We start from the raw sequence: 16,400 nt of genomic DNA on the forward strand, positions 1-16,400 counted from the left end.
ACTTGATACTTTCGCTTATGCCAGATCCCGAAGAACCTGGCTCGCGTCGCGCATCAAGCGCCCACACTTATCGGCTGTTAATTTTTAAAGATCGATTACGCATTCACTACCAAAACCGCACCAGACTTCCAGCTACCCGGTACCGCTTCGTTCTGCGTCGCTGCATCAGCAGCAGAGAAACGAGATTATGAAGGCTCTTTTTCGTTTCGTCAACAACATTTTTTCGCTTTCGCTTAAAACCTTGTTGACGCTACGGCCGCTGGTTTCTGCCGCGGCCCTCGTTCGCAAACGAGGAGGCGAACTATAGGCGAACATCGGCCGTGTGACAAGGGTTTGACGGAAATCTTTTCTTGGCGGCTCACTTCCGGGTTGAGTTCACGACAGCAGCCACTGGAACCGCTTCGGCCATTGCGGCATACCCGGCGTCGCTGGGATGGATATGGTCGCCGCTATCGAACGCACGCTGCAGGCGATTCGGTTGCGCCGGGTCGCGTAGTGTTGTGTCGAAATCCACAACGCCGTCGAAAGCGTGGCTGGTTCGAATCCACTGGTTGACCGCAAGCCGGATCGCTTCCCGCGGCGCCGGCAGCGATGCCGGCGTCAACGTTGCGCCGAACACCTTCACGCCGCGGCGCCGTGCATCCGCCACCACCCGCTGGTAACCGGCAATCAGATCGGCTGCCGTCACCGAGGTATGCGGAGAGTCGCAGTCAAGGCCGCTACGAGCCGGCATCTCGGCAAAGTTGATGTCGTTGATCCCGATCAGCAAAATCGCCGTCTTGACGCCCGGGCGTTCCAGCACGTCCCGGTCGAAACGCCGGACGAGCGCGTCACCGTAGCAAAGCGAGTCACTCAATAAGCGATTGCCGCTGATACCAAGATTGACGATTGCCGTCGAATGGTCGCCGGTGCTGGCGAACCGACGAGCCAGCGCGTCCGGCCAGCGACGATTCTGATTCAGGCTGGAGCGCATGCCGTCGGTGATCGAGTCGCCGATTGCGGCGACGGCGGCTGACGAAGGCGCGTCCACCGACAAACCCGACACCCAAACATATTGCGTGAACCGGCCGCGAAAAGACTCAGCGGAAGCGTCGGCGGTGTGATTACCCGGTGTGGAAACGAAGTTCAACTGGTTTGAGACGCGATGCCATGCCACGATTCGCTGCTCCGGCCCCATAAACGCGCTAATCGCATAGGGCGCCCCCTCGGCGATGTCGATAGCAATCGGGTCGCTGTCCAACTCCGCGCCCGCCGGCACGCTCACCGAACTCTTGCCGCCAAACGTCACGCGCGCCTCGCCATTACCCAGCGCCGCCGCCCCACCGGTCGAGCGCGCGATGCGCAAATCCTCGATGACAAGCGCCGTCTTGCCGTACTCGTTGCTGAGATGGACTCGTGCGGATTTACCTGACAGCGTGGGATAGACGATCTGACGAACCGTGCGCCCAGCGACTTCCGGGGCGCGGTATAGCGGCGGCAAATCCGACCGTTGCGGGATGGGTTGCAACGCCGTCGCCCACGCGGTGACCCAATGCGTCGAGGCGTCGGCGGCAAAAACAGTCGAGGAAGCGGTAAATTGGCAGAGCAGCGCCGCGCCACATGCGGCAGCCAGGGGGCGAATGGTCATTCGGGTGGTCAGTTCGATGCGAAACGTGCATTGTGCCCGATCGCCATGGCCATCGCGGCCGACCGATCGGGCGATCGGGCGATCGGGCGATCGGGCGATCGGGCGATCGGGCGATCGGGCAACCGGGAGATCGGGCAACCGCTACCGTGCAATCACCCGCCCCTCGCATCAAGGCTGCCGCGCCGAACGCGTCGCGAGGTGGGTCCAGGCGTGCAAGTTGTAGACGGACTACAAATCAGACCGCCGGTGACGCCCCGGTCATCTTCAGCGCAAGCGCCTCAGCCACTTCGATCCCGTCGATGGCTGCCGAGTAGATTCCGCCTGCATACCCCGCACCCTCGCCGGCCGGATACAAGCCTTCGACATTCATGCTCTGATAGTCGTCTCGTCGTCGCACGCGAATCGGCGACGACGTTCTCGTCTCGACGCCGGTCAGCACGGCGTCATGCATGGCAAAACCGGCGATCTTCTTGTCCATCTGCGGCAACGCCTCGCGGATCGCTTCGATCACGTAGTCGGGCAGCGCCGTACTGAGATCGGTCGGATGCACACCCGGTTTGTAGGACGGCACCACCGACCCCAACGACGTAGACGGCCGCCCTGCGATAAAGTCGCCGACCAGCTGGCCCGGCGCCATATAGTTGCCGCCGCCCAGTTCGAACGCCCGCTCTTCCCATTTGCGCTGGAAGGCGATGCCGGCGAGCGGTCCGCCCGGATAGTCGTCCGGCGTGATGCCGACGACAATCCCGGCGTTGGCATTGCGCTCGGCCCGAGAGTACTGGCTCATGCCGTTGGTCACTACGCGGCCCGGCTCGGAAGTCGCCGCGACCACCGTGCCGCCAGGACACATACAGAAGCTATACACGGCGCGCCCGTTGCTGCAGTGGTGCACCACCTTATAGTCGGCGGCGCCCAGTTGCTTGTGGCCGGCGAACTTGCCGAACCGGCTGCGATCGATCAACCCTTGCGGATGTTCGATCCGGAAACCGAGCGAAAACGGCTTCGCTTCGAGATAAACGCCACGGTCGTCCAGCATCTGGAAGGTATCGCGCGCGCTATGGCCAACCGCGAGCACCACATGGTCACAGCGCAGATGCTCGCCCGTCGACAGTTTGAGCCCACGCACCTTGCCCTGATCAATCTCGATATCGTCGACCCGTGTCTCGAAACGCACCTCGCCACCCAACTCATGAATCGTCGCGCGCATCTTTTCGACCATGCTGACGAGACGGAACGTGCCGATATGGGGCCGGCTCAGATAAAGAATGTCCTCGGGCGCACCCGCGCGGACAAATTCCTCAAGCACCTTGCGACCGTAGTGCTTCGGATCCTTGATCTGACTGTAAAGCTTGCCGTCCGAGAAGGTACCCGCACCGCCTTCGCCAAACTGCACGTTCGATTCTGGATTGAGCACCGACTTGCGCCACAAGCCGAACGTGTCCTTGGTGCGCTCGCGCACGGCCTTGCCGCGCTCGAGAATGATCGGACGAAAGCCCATTTGGGCCAGGATCAGCCCCGCAAACAGGCCGCACGGCCCCATGCCGATCACGACCGGGCGCGGAGACGTCATCTGCGCCGGGGCTTTGGTGACAAAACGGTACGTCATGTCGGGCGTCACGCCGCAGTGCGGCACGTCGGTGAGCCGCTTGAGCACGGCCGCTTCGTCCTTCACCTCGACGTCGACGATGTAAGTGAGCTTGATGTCGGCGCGCTTGCGCGCGTCGTGCGCGCGGCGGAACACGGTGTATCGGATGAGCCCGTCGTCGCCCACGCCGAGTTCAGCGAGGCGCGCGCGGACGGCGGCTTCGAGAACGCTCTCGGGATGATCGAGCGGGAGTTTGATTTCGCTTAGACGTAACATGAGTACCGGGGGATGCAGGAAGGCCGCAAATCGCAGCCAATTCGCAATTTTATAGGTTAAGTGTCGGCGCGGGGCGGCAGCGCAATTGAAACGCCTTCGGCGGCGCTCCTTCCTTCCCCTATCGACAATCTCGATCTGTCTCAAAAAATTTATTAACCGACCGGTCGGTTGGCTTATACTGCGCAGACACAGACAACTTCCGCAGAGAGCGTCCTCATGTACACGCAATCCCTGGATATCCCCGGCAATGTCGCCCCGCTCGACGCGGCAGCGAATTCACCCGAGCAGGCGCAATTCGACGCGGTCATGGCCGCCGACGGCAAGATCGAGCCCCAGGACTGGATGCCTGACGCGTACCGCAAGACGTTGGTGCGGCAAATCTCGCAGCACGCGCATTCTGAAATCGTCGGCATGCTGCCGGAAGGCAACTGGATCTCGCGCGCACCCAGCCTGAAGCGCAAGGCGATCCTGCTCGCCAAAGTGCAGGACGAAGCCGGCCACGGCCTCTATCTATATAGCTCGGCCGAAACGCTCGGCGTGTCGCGCGACCAGTTGATCGCCGCGCTGCACTCGGGCAAAGCCAAGTATTCGAGCATCTTCAATTACCCGACGCCCACGTGGGCGGACGTCGGCGTGATCGGCTGGCTGGTGGACGGCGCGGCGATCATGAACCAGATTCCGCTGTGCCGTTGCACTTACGGCCCGTATGCACGCGCAATGATCCGTATCTGCAAGGAAGAGTCGTTCCATCAGCGCCAAGGCTTCGATGCGCTCATGTCGATGATGAGCGGCACCGAAGCGCAACGCGAACTGGTCCAGCAAGCCGTGAATCGCTGGTGGTGGCCGGTGCTGATGATGTTCGGCCCGAGCGACAAAGACTCGATCCACAGCAACCAGTCGTCGAAATGGGGCATCAAGCGCATCTCGAACGACGACTTGCGCCAGAAATTCGTCGACGCCACCGTGGACCAGGCCAAGGTGCTCGGCGTCACGCTGCCGGACCCGGACCTGAAGTGGAACGAAGCCCGTGGCCACCACGACTACGGCGACATCGACTGGGAAGAATTCTGGCGCGTCGTGAATGGCGACGGCCCATGCAACCGCGAGCGTCTCGCGACCCGCGTGAAAGCGCACGACGACGGTGCCTGGGTACGTGAAGCCGCCCTCGCCCACGCCGAAAAGCAACGCCAGCGCGCACAACAGCACGCCGCCTAACTCACGCGGCAACCCGGACAAAGTATCAGGAGATCAGCGATGAACAAGGAATGGCCGATTTGGGAAGTCTTCGTGCGCAGCAAGCAGGGACTCGACCATAAACACTGCGGCAGCCTGCATGCCGCCGACGCGCCGATGGCGCTGCGCATGGCGCGCGACGTCTACACGCGCCGCCAGGAAGGCGTGAGCATCTGGGTGGTGCCGTCGTCGGCGATCACGGCCTCCGCGCCGGAAGACAAGGCGGAGTTGTTCGACCCGGCTGGCGACAAGATTTACCGCCATCCGACGTTCTACACGCTCCCCGACGAAGTCAACCATATGTAAGCGCGGACATGAACATTACGCCTCAACATCTGCAGTATGTGCTGCGCCTCGCGGACACCGCGCTGATCCTCGGACAGCGCAATACCGAGTGGTGCGGTCACGGCCCGATCCTCGAAGAGGACATCGCGCTGTCGAACATGAGTCTCGATCTGATCGGCCAGGCCCGCCTGCTGTACACGCACGCCGCCTCGCTGGAACAGCAGCTCACCGGCAAAAGCCGCACGGAAGACGACTACGCCTACTTCCGCGCCGAACGCGAATTCGCCAACTACACGCTGGCCGAGTTGCCGCATTACGGCCCGCTCGCCGGTACCGCGCAAGTCGAGAAGGACTACGCGGTCACGATCGTGCGTAATTTCCTGTACTCGGCGCTGATGGCGCATCTGTGGTCCGCGCTCACTACGTCGAAAGACGAACAGCTTGCTGCGATCGCCTCGAAGTCGATCAAGGAAACCAGCTATCACGTGCACCACGCGAGCGAATGGCTGATCCGCTTCGGCGACGGCACCGACGAGTCGCATCGCCGCGCGCAAGCCGCACTCGACTATCTGCTGCCGTACACGCGCGAGTTTTTCAGTGCCGACGCAGTGGAAGAGACCATCGCCGCCGCCGGCATCGGGCCGCTAACGTCGGAGCTCGAAGCCGCATGGCTTGAAGACGTGCAGGCCACACTCGAGCAAGCCACGCTCAAGCTGCCCGAAGCGGTCAAGCACATCACGACTGGCAAACATGGTGAGCACTCGGAGCACATGGGCTTCGTACTGGCCGAAATGCAAAGCCTCGCGCGCCAGCATCCCGGCGCCACCTGGTAAGCACTCAACCACACGCAAAACCGGAACCCGACGGAACTTCACGATGACGACCTCGACTGCCCTGCCCACTGCCGACGCCACGCTCGAACGCGCATGGGCCGTACTCGAAACGGTGCCTGATCCGGAGATCCCGGTGGTGTCGATTCGGGAACTCGGCATTCTGCGCGACGTGCGGCGCGCCGCCGACGGCGCGCTCGAAGTCGTGATTACGCCGACCTATTCCGGTTGTCCGGCGATGTCGCAGATCGCCGAAGACGTCGCCCATGCGCTCGATGTGGCTGAGCTGAAACCGTATCGGATCGCCACGGTTCTCGCGCCGGCCTGGACCACCGACTGGATGACCGCCGACGCGCGCGAGAAGCTGCGCGCCTACGGAATCGCGCCGCCCACGGGCAATTGCGGCTCCGCCGTGCCGTCGCGGGAAAAAGTACTCCGTTTCATGCCGCGTGCGCTGCCTGCGCCGTCGTGTCCCCGTTGCGGCTCGGCGCATACCGAGCGTCTTGCGCAATTCGGCTCGACGGCCTGCAAGGCGCTGTACCGCTGCCTCGACTGCCGCGAACCCTTCGACTACTTCAAACCGTACTGATATGGCCACCCCGCAATTTCATCCGCTGCGTATCCGCGAAGTGCGGCCCGAAACCGCCGATGCGGTCTCGGTCGCCTTCGAAGTCCCTGCCGAACTGCGCGATCACTATCGCTTCACCCAGGGCCAGTTCGTCACGCTGAAAACGCACATCGACGGTGAGGAAACGCGCCGTTCATATTCGATCTGCGTCGGCGTCACTGATTACGATCGCGACGGCGAACTGCGCATCGGCATCAAGCGCGTGCGCGGCGGGCGCTTCTCGAACTTCGCGTTCGACACGCTGCAGCCCGGCCACACCATCGACGTGATGACGCCGGACGGGCGCTTCTTCACCCATCTGAACGCCGATCAGGGTCAGCAGTACATCGCGTTTTCCGGTGGGTCGGGCATCACGCCGGTGCTCGCCATCATCAAGACCACGCTCGAAGTCGAGCCGCGCAGCACCTTCACGCTGGTGTACGGCAACCGCAGCGTCGACCAGATCATGTTCGCGGAAGAACTCGAAGATCTGAAGAACCGCTTCATGAACCGCTTCGTGCTCTATCACGTGCTGTCGGACGACCTGCAGGACGTCGAGCTGTTCAACGGTGTACTCGACCAGCAGAAGTGCGCGGCTTTCATCGAAAACCTGCTGCCGGCCGACGCCATCGACGAAGCCTTCATCTGCGGCCCGGCCCCGATGATGGATGCCGCCGAGGCCGCGTTGAAAGCCGCGGGCGTGCCTTCGGCAAAAGTGCATGTGGAGCGCTTCGGCTCGCCGCTGCCGCAGGCGGGCGTGCCGCCGGTCGAAATCACCGACGACACCCCGGCCGCCGACCTTGAAATCGTCCTCGACGGGAAACGGCGCAAGCTGCGCCTGCCGTATCAGGGCGTGAGCGTGCTCGATGTCGGCTTGCGTGCCGGCCTCGCGCTGCCGTATGCGTGCAAGGGCGGCGTCTGCTGCACCTGCCGCGCGAAGGTGCTCGAAGGTGAGGTGAAGATGGAAAAGAACTACACCCTGGAAGAACACGAAATCCGCGACGGTTTCGTGCTGACCTGCCAATGCCATCCGATCAGCGATCGCGTGGTGGTGAGTTACGACGAGCGTTGAACCGAACGTGGCGGGTGGCCATGCGGCACCCGCAATGCTTTCAGCAGGTCCGCGATCCGCTTACACTAGGGGCCCCTCGCGATCGGGCAGCTGTCCCGGTCGATGAGCGGTCCCTTTTGTCATTTGCGTTTTTTGCCAGCCCAAGCCACTGCCGATGAGCACCATCCACCTCACCAACGGCGATGTCGCCGCCGAGTCACTGCGCGCGGCGCTAGCCGAGGCGGGCCGCGACGACCGCGTGCACGCACTGCGGGACGATCTGGCGGTCGGTCCATTGCGCGGTATCGATGACGGACCTGACGTGCGGGCAGAATTCTGGGACCGAGTCAGCACGGACACCCGGCGCGATTTCCTGCGGGAATTCCGCGAGCAGGCGGCCGCGCTGGAGAACATCGCCCGCGGTGACGCGAACCTGGTCATCTGGCACGGCGAAAGCGCAGCCGATCAGCTTACGCTGCGCCGGGTTTGCTACCACCTGCGCAACAATCCGCAGCGGCTGAATGAAGTGCGTCTGTCGATTCGCGACCTCACCGATCCGGGCGCATGGGCACACAGCCGCAAAGATCGCGCGACATCCGTAGGCATGTTCGCGCCGGCTGTACTGCAGGGGCGCCTGCCGGACGCAGCGCCGATTTCGGTTCTGCGCATCAGCCGGCTCGCACTCGAATGGCAGGAAGCCAAGCATACGAACGGCGAGACACGGCGCTGGCGCGACAACACATTCACGAGCGGCAGCTTCGCCGATCTGGACGCGCTGATTCTCGAGCAGGCCACCGGCGACTGGCAACCCGCCTCGCGCGTGGCCGCCGAACTGATGGCCGCCGAACTCGGGTATCTGGTGAGCGACAGCATCGTGCTGTGGCGCTTCCGCGAACTGGCCGCGACACGCCGCATCAAGCTGCGTGGCGACGCGAACGCATGGCGCACCCTGGAACTGTGCGCGGCGCTCGCCCCCTGTCCACACTAATAAAACCGACGACTATGGCCCGCACCCGAGCCCCCGACCACGAAACCCAGCGCGACCAGATTCTCGAACTAGCCGCGGCGAAATTCGCGCAGACCAGCTACCCGAGCACCTCGATGGCCGACCTCGCCGCCGCGAGCGGCACCTCGAAAGCGCGCCTGTACCACTACTACGCAAGCAAGGAAGCGATCCTGTTCGATCTGCTCGACCGCTACACGAAACGGCTAATGCTGATCATCGCCGAGGTGGAAGGTGCGAGCCAGCGTCGCGGACTGTCCGAGCGGGAAACCTTTGCGGAACTGATCCGCGCGTTTCTGTCCGAGTACGAGACGTCGCACAGCCGCCACGTGGCGCTCCTGAATGACGTGAAGTATCTGGTCGACACCCAGCGAGAGATCGTCCTGAACCGCCAGCGCGACGTGGTCGCCGCTTTTGCGCGGCAGTTGGCGCGCGCCTATCCGGAACGGGCTACGCGCGAAAACCAGACCGCCCTCACGATGATGGTCTTCGGCATGATCAACTGGACGTTCACCTGGCTCAAGCCGGACGGCCGGATGGGCTATCGGGAATTTGCCGAGCAGGTGGTCAATATGGTGGATCACGGATTGAGCGCTGCCGAGAGCTGATTGCGCACAGCAGCATTATTCAGACGATTCAGACGAAATAGCTGGCGCCGGTTGCCTAGATGCGACAACTAGTCACGAACGCTCGTTCAATTTATTTTTCCTTAATAATCAATACCCTAAAAATAGGGCGCTAACTTTTTAGGCAATCCCTTCAAATATCGATACGGGTTTTCCCTAGTACGAGACCAGGGTTTCCGCTAAAATCGTTTTTGCGGTGCACCATACCGCTCGATCAAAAGGAGAACCCGACCATGAACTTGATTACACCCCACGCCGCTGAGCCGATCGTCGCGCACGACCGTCTGTTGCAGGCAGGCGGTCGTGCGCCTGCTCTGGTCCGTGAGCTCACCGCTATCGATCGCGATCGCCTGCTGACCCACTTCCTCTCGCTCGGCGAAGACGACCGCCTTCTGCGCTTTGGCCAGATCGTGCCGGACCACGTTATCGAAAACTATGTCCGCGCGATCGATTTCACGCGCGATACGGTCTTTGGTGTGTTCAACAGTCAGTTGCAACTCATCGGTGTTGGCCATCTGGCGTATCTGCCGGTCGAAGGCGACAAGCGCACCGCTGAGTTCGGCGTGTCGGTGCTGGAAAGCGCCCGCGGGCGAGGTATTGGCTCGAAGCTCTTCGAGCGCGCCGCCATCCGCAGCCGCAATACGCATGTCACCACGCTGTACATGCACTGCCTATCGCGCAATTCGACCATGATGCACATCGCGAAGAAGGCCGGCATGAAGATCGAATACGCGTACGGCGAAGCCGACGCCTATCTGACGCTGCCGCCGGCAGATCAAACGAGCATCATCGCTGAGATGCTGCAGGAGCAAGCCGCGGTCTTCGACTACGCGCTCAAGCGCCAGGCGCGTCAGGCGTCGAAGTTGTTCGAATCGTTCTTGCCGACGGCGGAAGCCGCTTAACCGGTCTGCGCTTCGGCGAAAAAAGGGCGGCCTCGCGGCTGCCCTTTTTGTTTGTCCGTCGCCTGAGCGCAGTCCGGCGCTCACAAAATCGGCAGCGCCGTCGTCTCCTTGAATCTCTCGAGCGAAAAGCTTGTCTTCACATCGATTACCGATGGATGGTGCAGCAACTGCTCCTGCACGAAACGTGAAAAGTGCGCCATATCCTCGACCTGCACGCGCAGCAGGTAATCCATATCGCCCGTCATCGCGTGACAGGCGACCACTTCCGGCCACGTCTGCACCGCTGCCCGGAACAGATCGGCATGCGTTGCGCCGCCGCGCGGACTGAGCGCCGGACCGCTGCGCTTTTCTAGCCGCACGTTGACGTAAGCCAACAGATCGAGCCCAAGCTTTTGCGCATCGAGCAGCGCGACATAGCCGCGAATCACCCCGCTTTCTTCCAGCCGACGGATACGCCGTAAACACGGACTCGGCGACAAATTGATGCGCTCGGCAATCTCCTGGTTCGACAACCGGCCATTCTCCTGAAGGATTGCCAGAATGCGTCTGTCGATGGCGTCTATCTCTATTTTTGCCATTTTCTGCCATCCATGTGAAAAAGTGAGCTAGAAAATAGCGCAAGCGTATCGACACGTGATTAAGTTCGCAAGTTTCCGTCGCCAGCACGCCTTTACACTGGCCTCATTCAGTCGCGCAATGCGCGCCCCCCTTAGCTTTGCTTGGGACCCGGGTGAGTGCTGAAGCGCTAACTCGGGTCGACAACTTTGCATGGGACCAGAGTAAGCGCTAAAGCGCTAACTCTGGTCGACAACTTTGTATGGGACCAGAGTAAGCGCTAAAGCGCTAACTCTGGTCGACACAGGAGACAGACAATGCAGGTTTCAACTTGGGAAAACCCGGTCGGCACCGACGGCTTCGAATTCATCGAATACACCGCACCGGATCCGAAGGCGCTCGGCAAACTGTTCGAACAGATGGGCTTCACCGCCGTCGCCCGGCATCGTCACAAAGACGTGACGCTGTATCGCCAGGGTGACATCAACTTCATCGTCAACGGGGAACCGCATTCGTTCGCGCAACGTTTCACGCGCCTGCATGGCCCGTCTATCTGCGCGATCGCTTTCCGCGTGCAAGACGCGGCGAAGGCTTACGAGCAGGCTCTGGAAAAAGGCGCCTGGGGCTTCGACAACAAGACCGGCCCGATGGAACTGAACATCCCGGCGATCAAGGGTATCGGCGACTCGCTGATCTATTTCGTCGACCGCTGGCGCGGCAAGAACGGTGCCGAGCCGGGCAGCGTTGGCAACATCGATATTTATGACGTCGACTTCGAGCCGATTCCCGGCGCGAATCCGAACCCGGTCGGCCACGGCCTGACCTACATCGATCACCTGACGCACAACGTCCATCGCGGACGCATGCAGGAATGGGCGGAGTTCTATGAGCGCCTGTTCAATTTCCGCGAAGTGCGTTACTTCGACATCGAAGGCAAGGTGACGGGTGTGAAATCGAAGGCGATGACCTCGCCGTGCGGCAAGATCCGCATTCCGATCAATGAGGAAGGTTCAGACGTGGCGGGCCAGATTCAGGAATATCTGGACCAATACCACGGCGAGGGCATTCAGCACATCGCGCTGGGCAGCAACGACATTTACCGCACCGTGGACGGATTGCGCGCGGCGAAAATCTCGCTACTCGATACGATCGACACGTACTATGAACTGGTCGATCGCCGCGTGCCGAATCACGGCGAGCCGCTCGACGAATTGCGTAAGCGCAAGATCCTGATAGACGGCGCGCCCGACGACTTGCTGCTGCAGATCTTCACCGAAAACCAGATCGGGCCGATCTTCTTCGAGATCATTCAGCGAAAAGGCAATCAAGGCTTCGGTGAAGGCAATTTCAAGGCGCTGTTCGAATCGATCGAACTGGACCAGATTCGCCGTGGCGTGGTTCAGGACAAGGCTTGACGTAACGGCTGAAAGCCGGCGCGGAATCTGAGAGATGTAAAAAAGGGCGAGGATCTTGCGATTCTCGCCCTTCGTCGTTTATGCCATCGCCCGAAGCCCGGACAACTGCAGATTTTCAACCGACGCGCCGCCTCGGCGACGCATCACGAATTCTGGTCTTCCTCGTCGGCCTTCGTGGATCGTGCAATGCGCTCCATCGCAATGCGTGCGGGCGCGACTTGCGCCGTGCTCGTGATCGCGTTCGACAACGCCCCTGCGCTACTCGCGCTTGAGCTCGAACGCACCGGCGCGCTCATGGCGAAGAATGCGGCCGAAACCATCAGGAAAGTCTGGATGTTTCTCGTGTTCATGCGTACTCCTTTTCTAACTGCCCTGCTGTCCTGAAGCTCCACCGAATGCAGAGCGTTGCGCAGACATTGCTCGCAGGTGGGGGATTAGACAGACATTTCAACTGCGGTTCCGCAAATTTGTAGTTTTTACAGCTTGTTACAGCGGCGACCGGCGCCAGAAGCCGCCCAATGCGCGCCGTGGAAATCACGCTGCATCGCCGCATTTCTTCCGCGCTGCGGCGGGTTTTCACCAGTGCTACCATCGCTTAAAACACGTCAATATGGCGACCCCGGCCCCAAGCATTCACAAGATGCAGCGGCCCAAAAAGTTTTGGCGATCCCAAACTGGGTGGAGGAGTACACATAATGAATGCCCCGCTAGACGCAGATCAGCGAGCCTCGCTCGAAGCCGCGCTATCTTCCGTCACGCTCGACGACAAATACACCCTCGAACGCGGCCGCGCATATATGAGCGGCATCCAGGCGCTAGTGCGTCTGCCGATGCTGCAGCAGGAACGCGACCAGGCCGCCGGGCTGAATACCGCCGGCTTTATCTCCGGTTATCGCGGGTCTCCCCTCGGCGGACTCGACCAATCTCTGTGGAAGGCGAAGCAGCATCTCGCCGCACACCAGGTTGTCTTCCAACCCGGCGTCAACGAAGACCTTGCGGCGACCGCCGTGTGGGGTTCACAGCAGGTCAATCTGTACCCGAGTGCCAAATACGATGGCGTGTTCTCGATGTGGTACGGCAAGGGCCCGGGCGTCGACCGCTCCGGCGACGTCTTCAAACATGGCAATTCGGCAGGTTCGGCGCAACACGGCGGCGTTCTCGTGCTGGCCGGCGACGACCACGCCGCCAAATCCTCGACACTCGCGCACCAATCGGAACACATCTTCAAGGCGTGTGGCCTGCCGGTGCTGTTTCCGTCGAACGTGCAGGAATATCTGGACTTCGGCCTGCACGGCTGGGCGATGAGCCGCTACTCCGGCCTGTGGGTCGCGATGAAGTGCGTGACCGACGTGGTCGAATCGTCGGCTTCGGTCGATATCGATCCGCACCGCACCAAAATCATTCTGCCGGACGACTTCGCTATGCCGGCAGGCGGCCTGAACATCCGCTGGCCGGATCCGCCGCTGGTGCAGGAAGCGCGTCTGCTCGACTACAAGTGGTACGCGGCGCTCGCCTATGTGCGCGCGAACAAACTGGACCGCATCGAAATCGATTCGCCGAATGCGCGCTTCGGCATCATGACCGGCGGCAAGGCGTACCTCGACGTGCGTCAGGCGCTGACCGACCTCGGCCTGGATGACGAAACCTGTTCGCGCATCGGCATCCGTCTGTACAAGGTCGGCTGTGTATGGCCGCTCGAGGCACAAGGTGCGCACGCGTTCGCGCGCGGTCTCGAAGAAATTCTGGTGGTTGAAGAAAAACGCCAGATTCTCGAATACGCGATCAAGGAAGAACTGTACAACTGGCCCGATGCGCAGCGTCCGCGCGTGTTCGGGAAGTTCGACGAGAAGGACGGCGCGGGCGGCGAATGGTCGGTGCCGATGGGCAACTGGCTGCTGCCGGCGCACTACGAACTCTCGCCGGCGATCATCGCCAAGGCGATCGCCACGCGGCTCGACAAGTTCGACCTGCCGTCCGACGTGCGTGCACGCATCGCGACGCGCATCGCGGTGATCGAAGCGAAGGAAAAAGCCTTGGCGCGTCCGCGCGTCGAAGCCGAGCGCAAGCCGTGGTTCTGCTCGGGCTGTCCGCACAACACGTCGACAAACGTGCCGGAAGGCTCGCGTGCGATGGCCGGTATCGGCTGCCACTACATGACTGTGTGGATGGACCGCAGCACCAGCACCTTCAGTCAGATGGGCGGCGAAGGCGTCGCGTGGGTCGGTCAGGCTCCGTTCAGCAACGACAAGCACGTGTTCGCCAACCTCGGCGACGGCACCTACTTCCACTCGGGCCTGCTCGCGATTCGCGCGGCGATCGCGTCGAAGGTCAATATCACCTACAAGATTCTCTACAACGACGCGGTCGCGATGACGGGCGGCCAGCCCGTCGACGGCGTGCTGACCGTGCCGCAGATCACGCAACAGCTCGCCGCCGAAGGCGCGACGAAAATCGCGATCGTCACCGATGAACCGGAGAAGTACGCCGCGAACGTCGGTCTCGCACCTGGCATCGACATTCATCATCGCGACAAGCTCGATGAGGTGCAGCGCCAGCTTCGCGAGATTTCCGGCACCACGATCCTGATTTACGACCAGACCTGCGCGACCGAAAAGCGCCGCCGCAGGAAACGCGGCACGTATCCGGATCCGGCGCGCCGTGTCGTGATCAACGAAGCGGTGTGCGAAGGTTGCGGCGATTGCTCGGTGAAGTCGAATTGTCTCTCCGTGGAGCCGCTCGATACGGAGTACGGCACCAAGCGCCAGATCAATCAATCGACTTGCAACAAGGACTTCTCGTGCGTGAACGGGTTCTGCCCGAGCTTCGTATCCGTCGAAGGCGGTCAGTTGCGCAAGCCGAAGGCGGCGTCAGGCATTGTCGGTGACGCAATGCCGCCGGTGCCGGAACCCGAACTACCGTCGATCGCGCGCCCTTATGGGGTGCTGGTGACGGGCGTCGGCGGAACGGGCGTCGTAACGATCGGCGCATTGCTCGGGATGGCCGCGCATCTGGAAAACAAGGGCGTCACGGTACTCGACGTCACCGGCCTCGCGCAAAAGGGCGGCGCCGTGATGAGCCACGTGCAGATCGCTAACCATCCGGCGGACATCCACGCGACCCGTATCGCAATGGGCGAAGCCAGTCTCGTGATCGGGTGCGATGCGATCGTCACCGCCAGCGACGAATGCGTCTCGCGGATGCAGGCCGGCCGTACCCGTGTCGTGCTCAATAGCGCGCACACGCCGACCGCCGAGCTCATCAAGAATCCGAACTGGCGCTTCCCGGGCAGCAGCACTGAAGCGGACGTACGGGCCGGTGCGGGCGACGACGGTGTCGATATGGTCGATGCGAATCACTTCGCCGTTGCGTTGCTCGGCGACGCGATCTACACGAATCCGTTCGTGCTCGGCTACGCATGGCAAAAGGGCTGGGTGCCGCTGACCTATCAGTCGCTGATGCGCGCGATCGAGCTGAACAACGTGCAGATCGAGAAGAACCGTGCGGCATTCGAATGGGGCCGCCGGGCTGCGCATGATGTGGCGGCGGTGCGCAAGCTCGCTCAGTCGCAAGGACGCGGTGCCGCAGCGGAAATGGCGAGCAGCAAGATCATCTCGCTGCACACGCCGAAGGCGCTCGACACGATGATAGATAAGCGCGCCGACTATCTTGCAGCATGGCAAAACGCCGCGTACGCCGATCGCTATCGCGCGCTGGTGTCGCAAGTGCGTGTGGCGGAATCGGCGCTCGACTCGATCGACGGCCAGTTGCCGTTGACCGACGCGGTCGCGAAGAACCTGCACAAGCTGATGGCTTACAAGGACGAGTACGAAGTCGCACGGCTTTACAGCGACCCCGCGTTCATCGAAAAACTGAAGGCGAATTTCGAGGGCGACTGGAAGTTGCACATTCACCTCGCGCCGCCGACGTTCTCGAAGAAAGACGCACAAGGTCATCTCGTGAAGAAGAAGTACGGACCTTGGGTGTTCAGCGCCATGCACGTGCTCGCAAAACTCAAGTTCCTGCGCGGGACCGCGCTCGACGTGTTCGGCAAGACTGAGGAGCGTCGCACGGAGCGTGCGCTGATCGTGGAATATGAAGCACTGGTGCGTGAACTGATCGGCGGCCTGACCGCGCAGAAACGTGAACTGGCGGTCGAACTGGCGAATCTGCCGGACGGCATCCGCGGCTACGGGCACGTGAAGGAAAATAACCTGAAGGGCGTGCGTGTCAAGTGGAACGACTTGCTGACGCGTTGGCGCTCGACGGAAGCGGGAAAGGCCCAGCACGCGGCATGATCTTGCCGGCATGACCGGCTGACGCCGGCCTGCAATGGAAAAGGCGGCTGTCCTCACGGACAGTCGCCTTTTTTGCCCGTTTCGACACGTGATGCGTGTGTACAAGAACA

The 16,400-nt window shown here is 61.8% G+C and carries 14 protein-coding genes; 10 read left to right on the top strand and 4 right to left on the bottom strand.

The annotated features are described in order from the left end of the window. Positions 1–358: 358 nt before the first annotated feature. A complete protein-coding gene (locus KHO23_RS18515; RefSeq protein ID WP_211612678.1) occupies positions 359–1,627 on the bottom strand; it encodes an SGNH/GDSL hydrolase family protein in 1,269 nt (422 codons plus the stop codon). 235 nt (positions 1,628–1,862) lie between these two features. Next, a complete protein-coding gene (locus tag KHO23_RS18520; RefSeq protein ID WP_211612679.1) occupies positions 1,863–3,488 on the bottom strand; it encodes an NAD(P)/FAD-dependent oxidoreductase in 1,626 nt (541 codons plus the stop codon). A gap of 216 nt (positions 3,489–3,704) precedes the next feature. Here KHO23_RS18520 and paaA point away from each other — a divergent pair, with 216 nt between their 5' ends. The 8 genes from paaA (at position 3,705) to KHO23_RS18560 (ending at position 10,025) form a co-directional block, all read left to right on the top strand. Then, on the top strand, positions 3,705–4,703 hold the full coding sequence (paaA, locus tag KHO23_RS18525) for a 1,2-phenylacetyl-CoA epoxidase subunit PaaA (RefSeq protein ID WP_211612680.1): 999 nt from the start codon (positions 3,705–3,707) through the stop codon (positions 4,701–4,703). Positions 4,704–4,742: 39 nt separating this feature from the next. After that, positions 4,743–5,027, top strand: a complete 285-nt coding sequence (gene paaB / locus KHO23_RS18530) for a 1,2-phenylacetyl-CoA epoxidase subunit PaaB (protein WP_211612681.1) — start codon at positions 4,743–4,745, stop codon at positions 5,025–5,027. Positions 5,028–5,035: 8 nt separating this feature from the next. Then, positions 5,036–5,839, top strand: coding sequence for a 1,2-phenylacetyl-CoA epoxidase subunit PaaC (paaC, locus tag KHO23_RS18535; protein WP_211612682.1), 804 nt, complete (start codon positions 5,036–5,038; stop codon positions 5,837–5,839). Between the two features lie 43 nt (positions 5,840–5,882). Continuing rightward, positions 5,883–6,425 (top strand): 1,2-phenylacetyl-CoA epoxidase subunit PaaD, encoded by a 543-nt coding sequence (paaD, locus tag KHO23_RS18540; protein ID WP_211612683.1) that lies wholly within the window; start codon positions 5,883–5,885, stop codon positions 6,423–6,425. A 1-nt stretch (position 6,426) separates the two neighbouring features. Then, the gene (paaE, locus tag KHO23_RS18545) at positions 6,427–7,515 is read left to right on the top strand and encodes a 1,2-phenylacetyl-CoA epoxidase subunit PaaE (protein ID WP_211612684.1); all 1,089 of its coding nucleotides are present in this window, start codon (positions 6,427–6,429) and stop codon (positions 7,513–7,515) included. Between the two features lie 154 nt (positions 7,516–7,669). Continuing rightward, positions 7,670–8,482 (top strand): DUF1835 domain-containing protein, encoded by an 813-nt coding sequence (locus KHO23_RS18550; RefSeq protein ID WP_211612685.1) that lies wholly within the window; start codon positions 7,670–7,672, stop codon positions 8,480–8,482. Between the two features lie 14 nt (positions 8,483–8,496). After that, positions 8,497–9,105, top strand: coding sequence for a TetR/AcrR family transcriptional regulator (locus tag KHO23_RS18555; protein WP_211612686.1), 609 nt, complete (start codon positions 8,497–8,499; stop codon positions 9,103–9,105). Between the two features lie 251 nt (positions 9,106–9,356). Beyond that, on the top strand, positions 9,357–10,025 hold the full coding sequence (locus KHO23_RS18560) for a GNAT family N-acetyltransferase (protein WP_211612687.1): 669 nt from the start codon (positions 9,357–9,359) through the stop codon (positions 10,023–10,025). An 80-nt stretch (positions 10,026–10,105) separates the two neighbouring features. Here KHO23_RS18560 and KHO23_RS18565 read toward each other — a convergent pair whose 3' ends face one another. After that, positions 10,106–10,603: an Lrp/AsnC family transcriptional regulator gene (locus KHO23_RS18565; protein ID WP_211612688.1), complete on the bottom strand. Its 498-nt coding sequence runs from the start codon at positions 10,601–10,603 to the stop codon at positions 10,106–10,108. A 294-nt stretch (positions 10,604–10,897) separates the two neighbouring features. On the opposite strand from KHO23_RS18565, the gene hppD reads away from it, so the two are divergent. After that, on the top strand, positions 10,898–11,995 hold the full coding sequence (hppD, locus tag KHO23_RS18570; protein WP_211612689.1) for a 4-hydroxyphenylpyruvate dioxygenase: 1,098 nt from the start codon (positions 10,898–10,900) through the stop codon (positions 11,993–11,995). Positions 11,996–12,138: 143 nt separating this feature from the next. Here hppD and KHO23_RS18575 read toward each other — a convergent pair whose 3' ends face one another. After that, positions 12,139–12,345 (bottom strand): hypothetical protein, encoded by a 207-nt coding sequence (locus KHO23_RS18575; protein ID WP_211612690.1) that lies wholly within the window; start codon positions 12,343–12,345, stop codon positions 12,139–12,141. 345 nt (positions 12,346–12,690) lie between these two features. Between KHO23_RS18575 and KHO23_RS18580 the strand changes: the two genes are divergently transcribed. After that, complete coding sequence (locus tag KHO23_RS18580) at positions 12,691–16,290, top strand: indolepyruvate ferredoxin oxidoreductase family protein (protein ID WP_211612691.1); 3,600 nt, start codon at positions 12,691–12,693, stop codon at positions 16,288–16,290. Positions 16,291–16,400 lie beyond the last annotated feature (110 nt).

This window comes from Paraburkholderia haematera, from assembly GCF_905220975.1.
Lineage (GTDB): Bacteria > Pseudomonadota > Gammaproteobacteria > Burkholderiales > Burkholderiaceae > Paraburkholderia > Paraburkholderia haematera.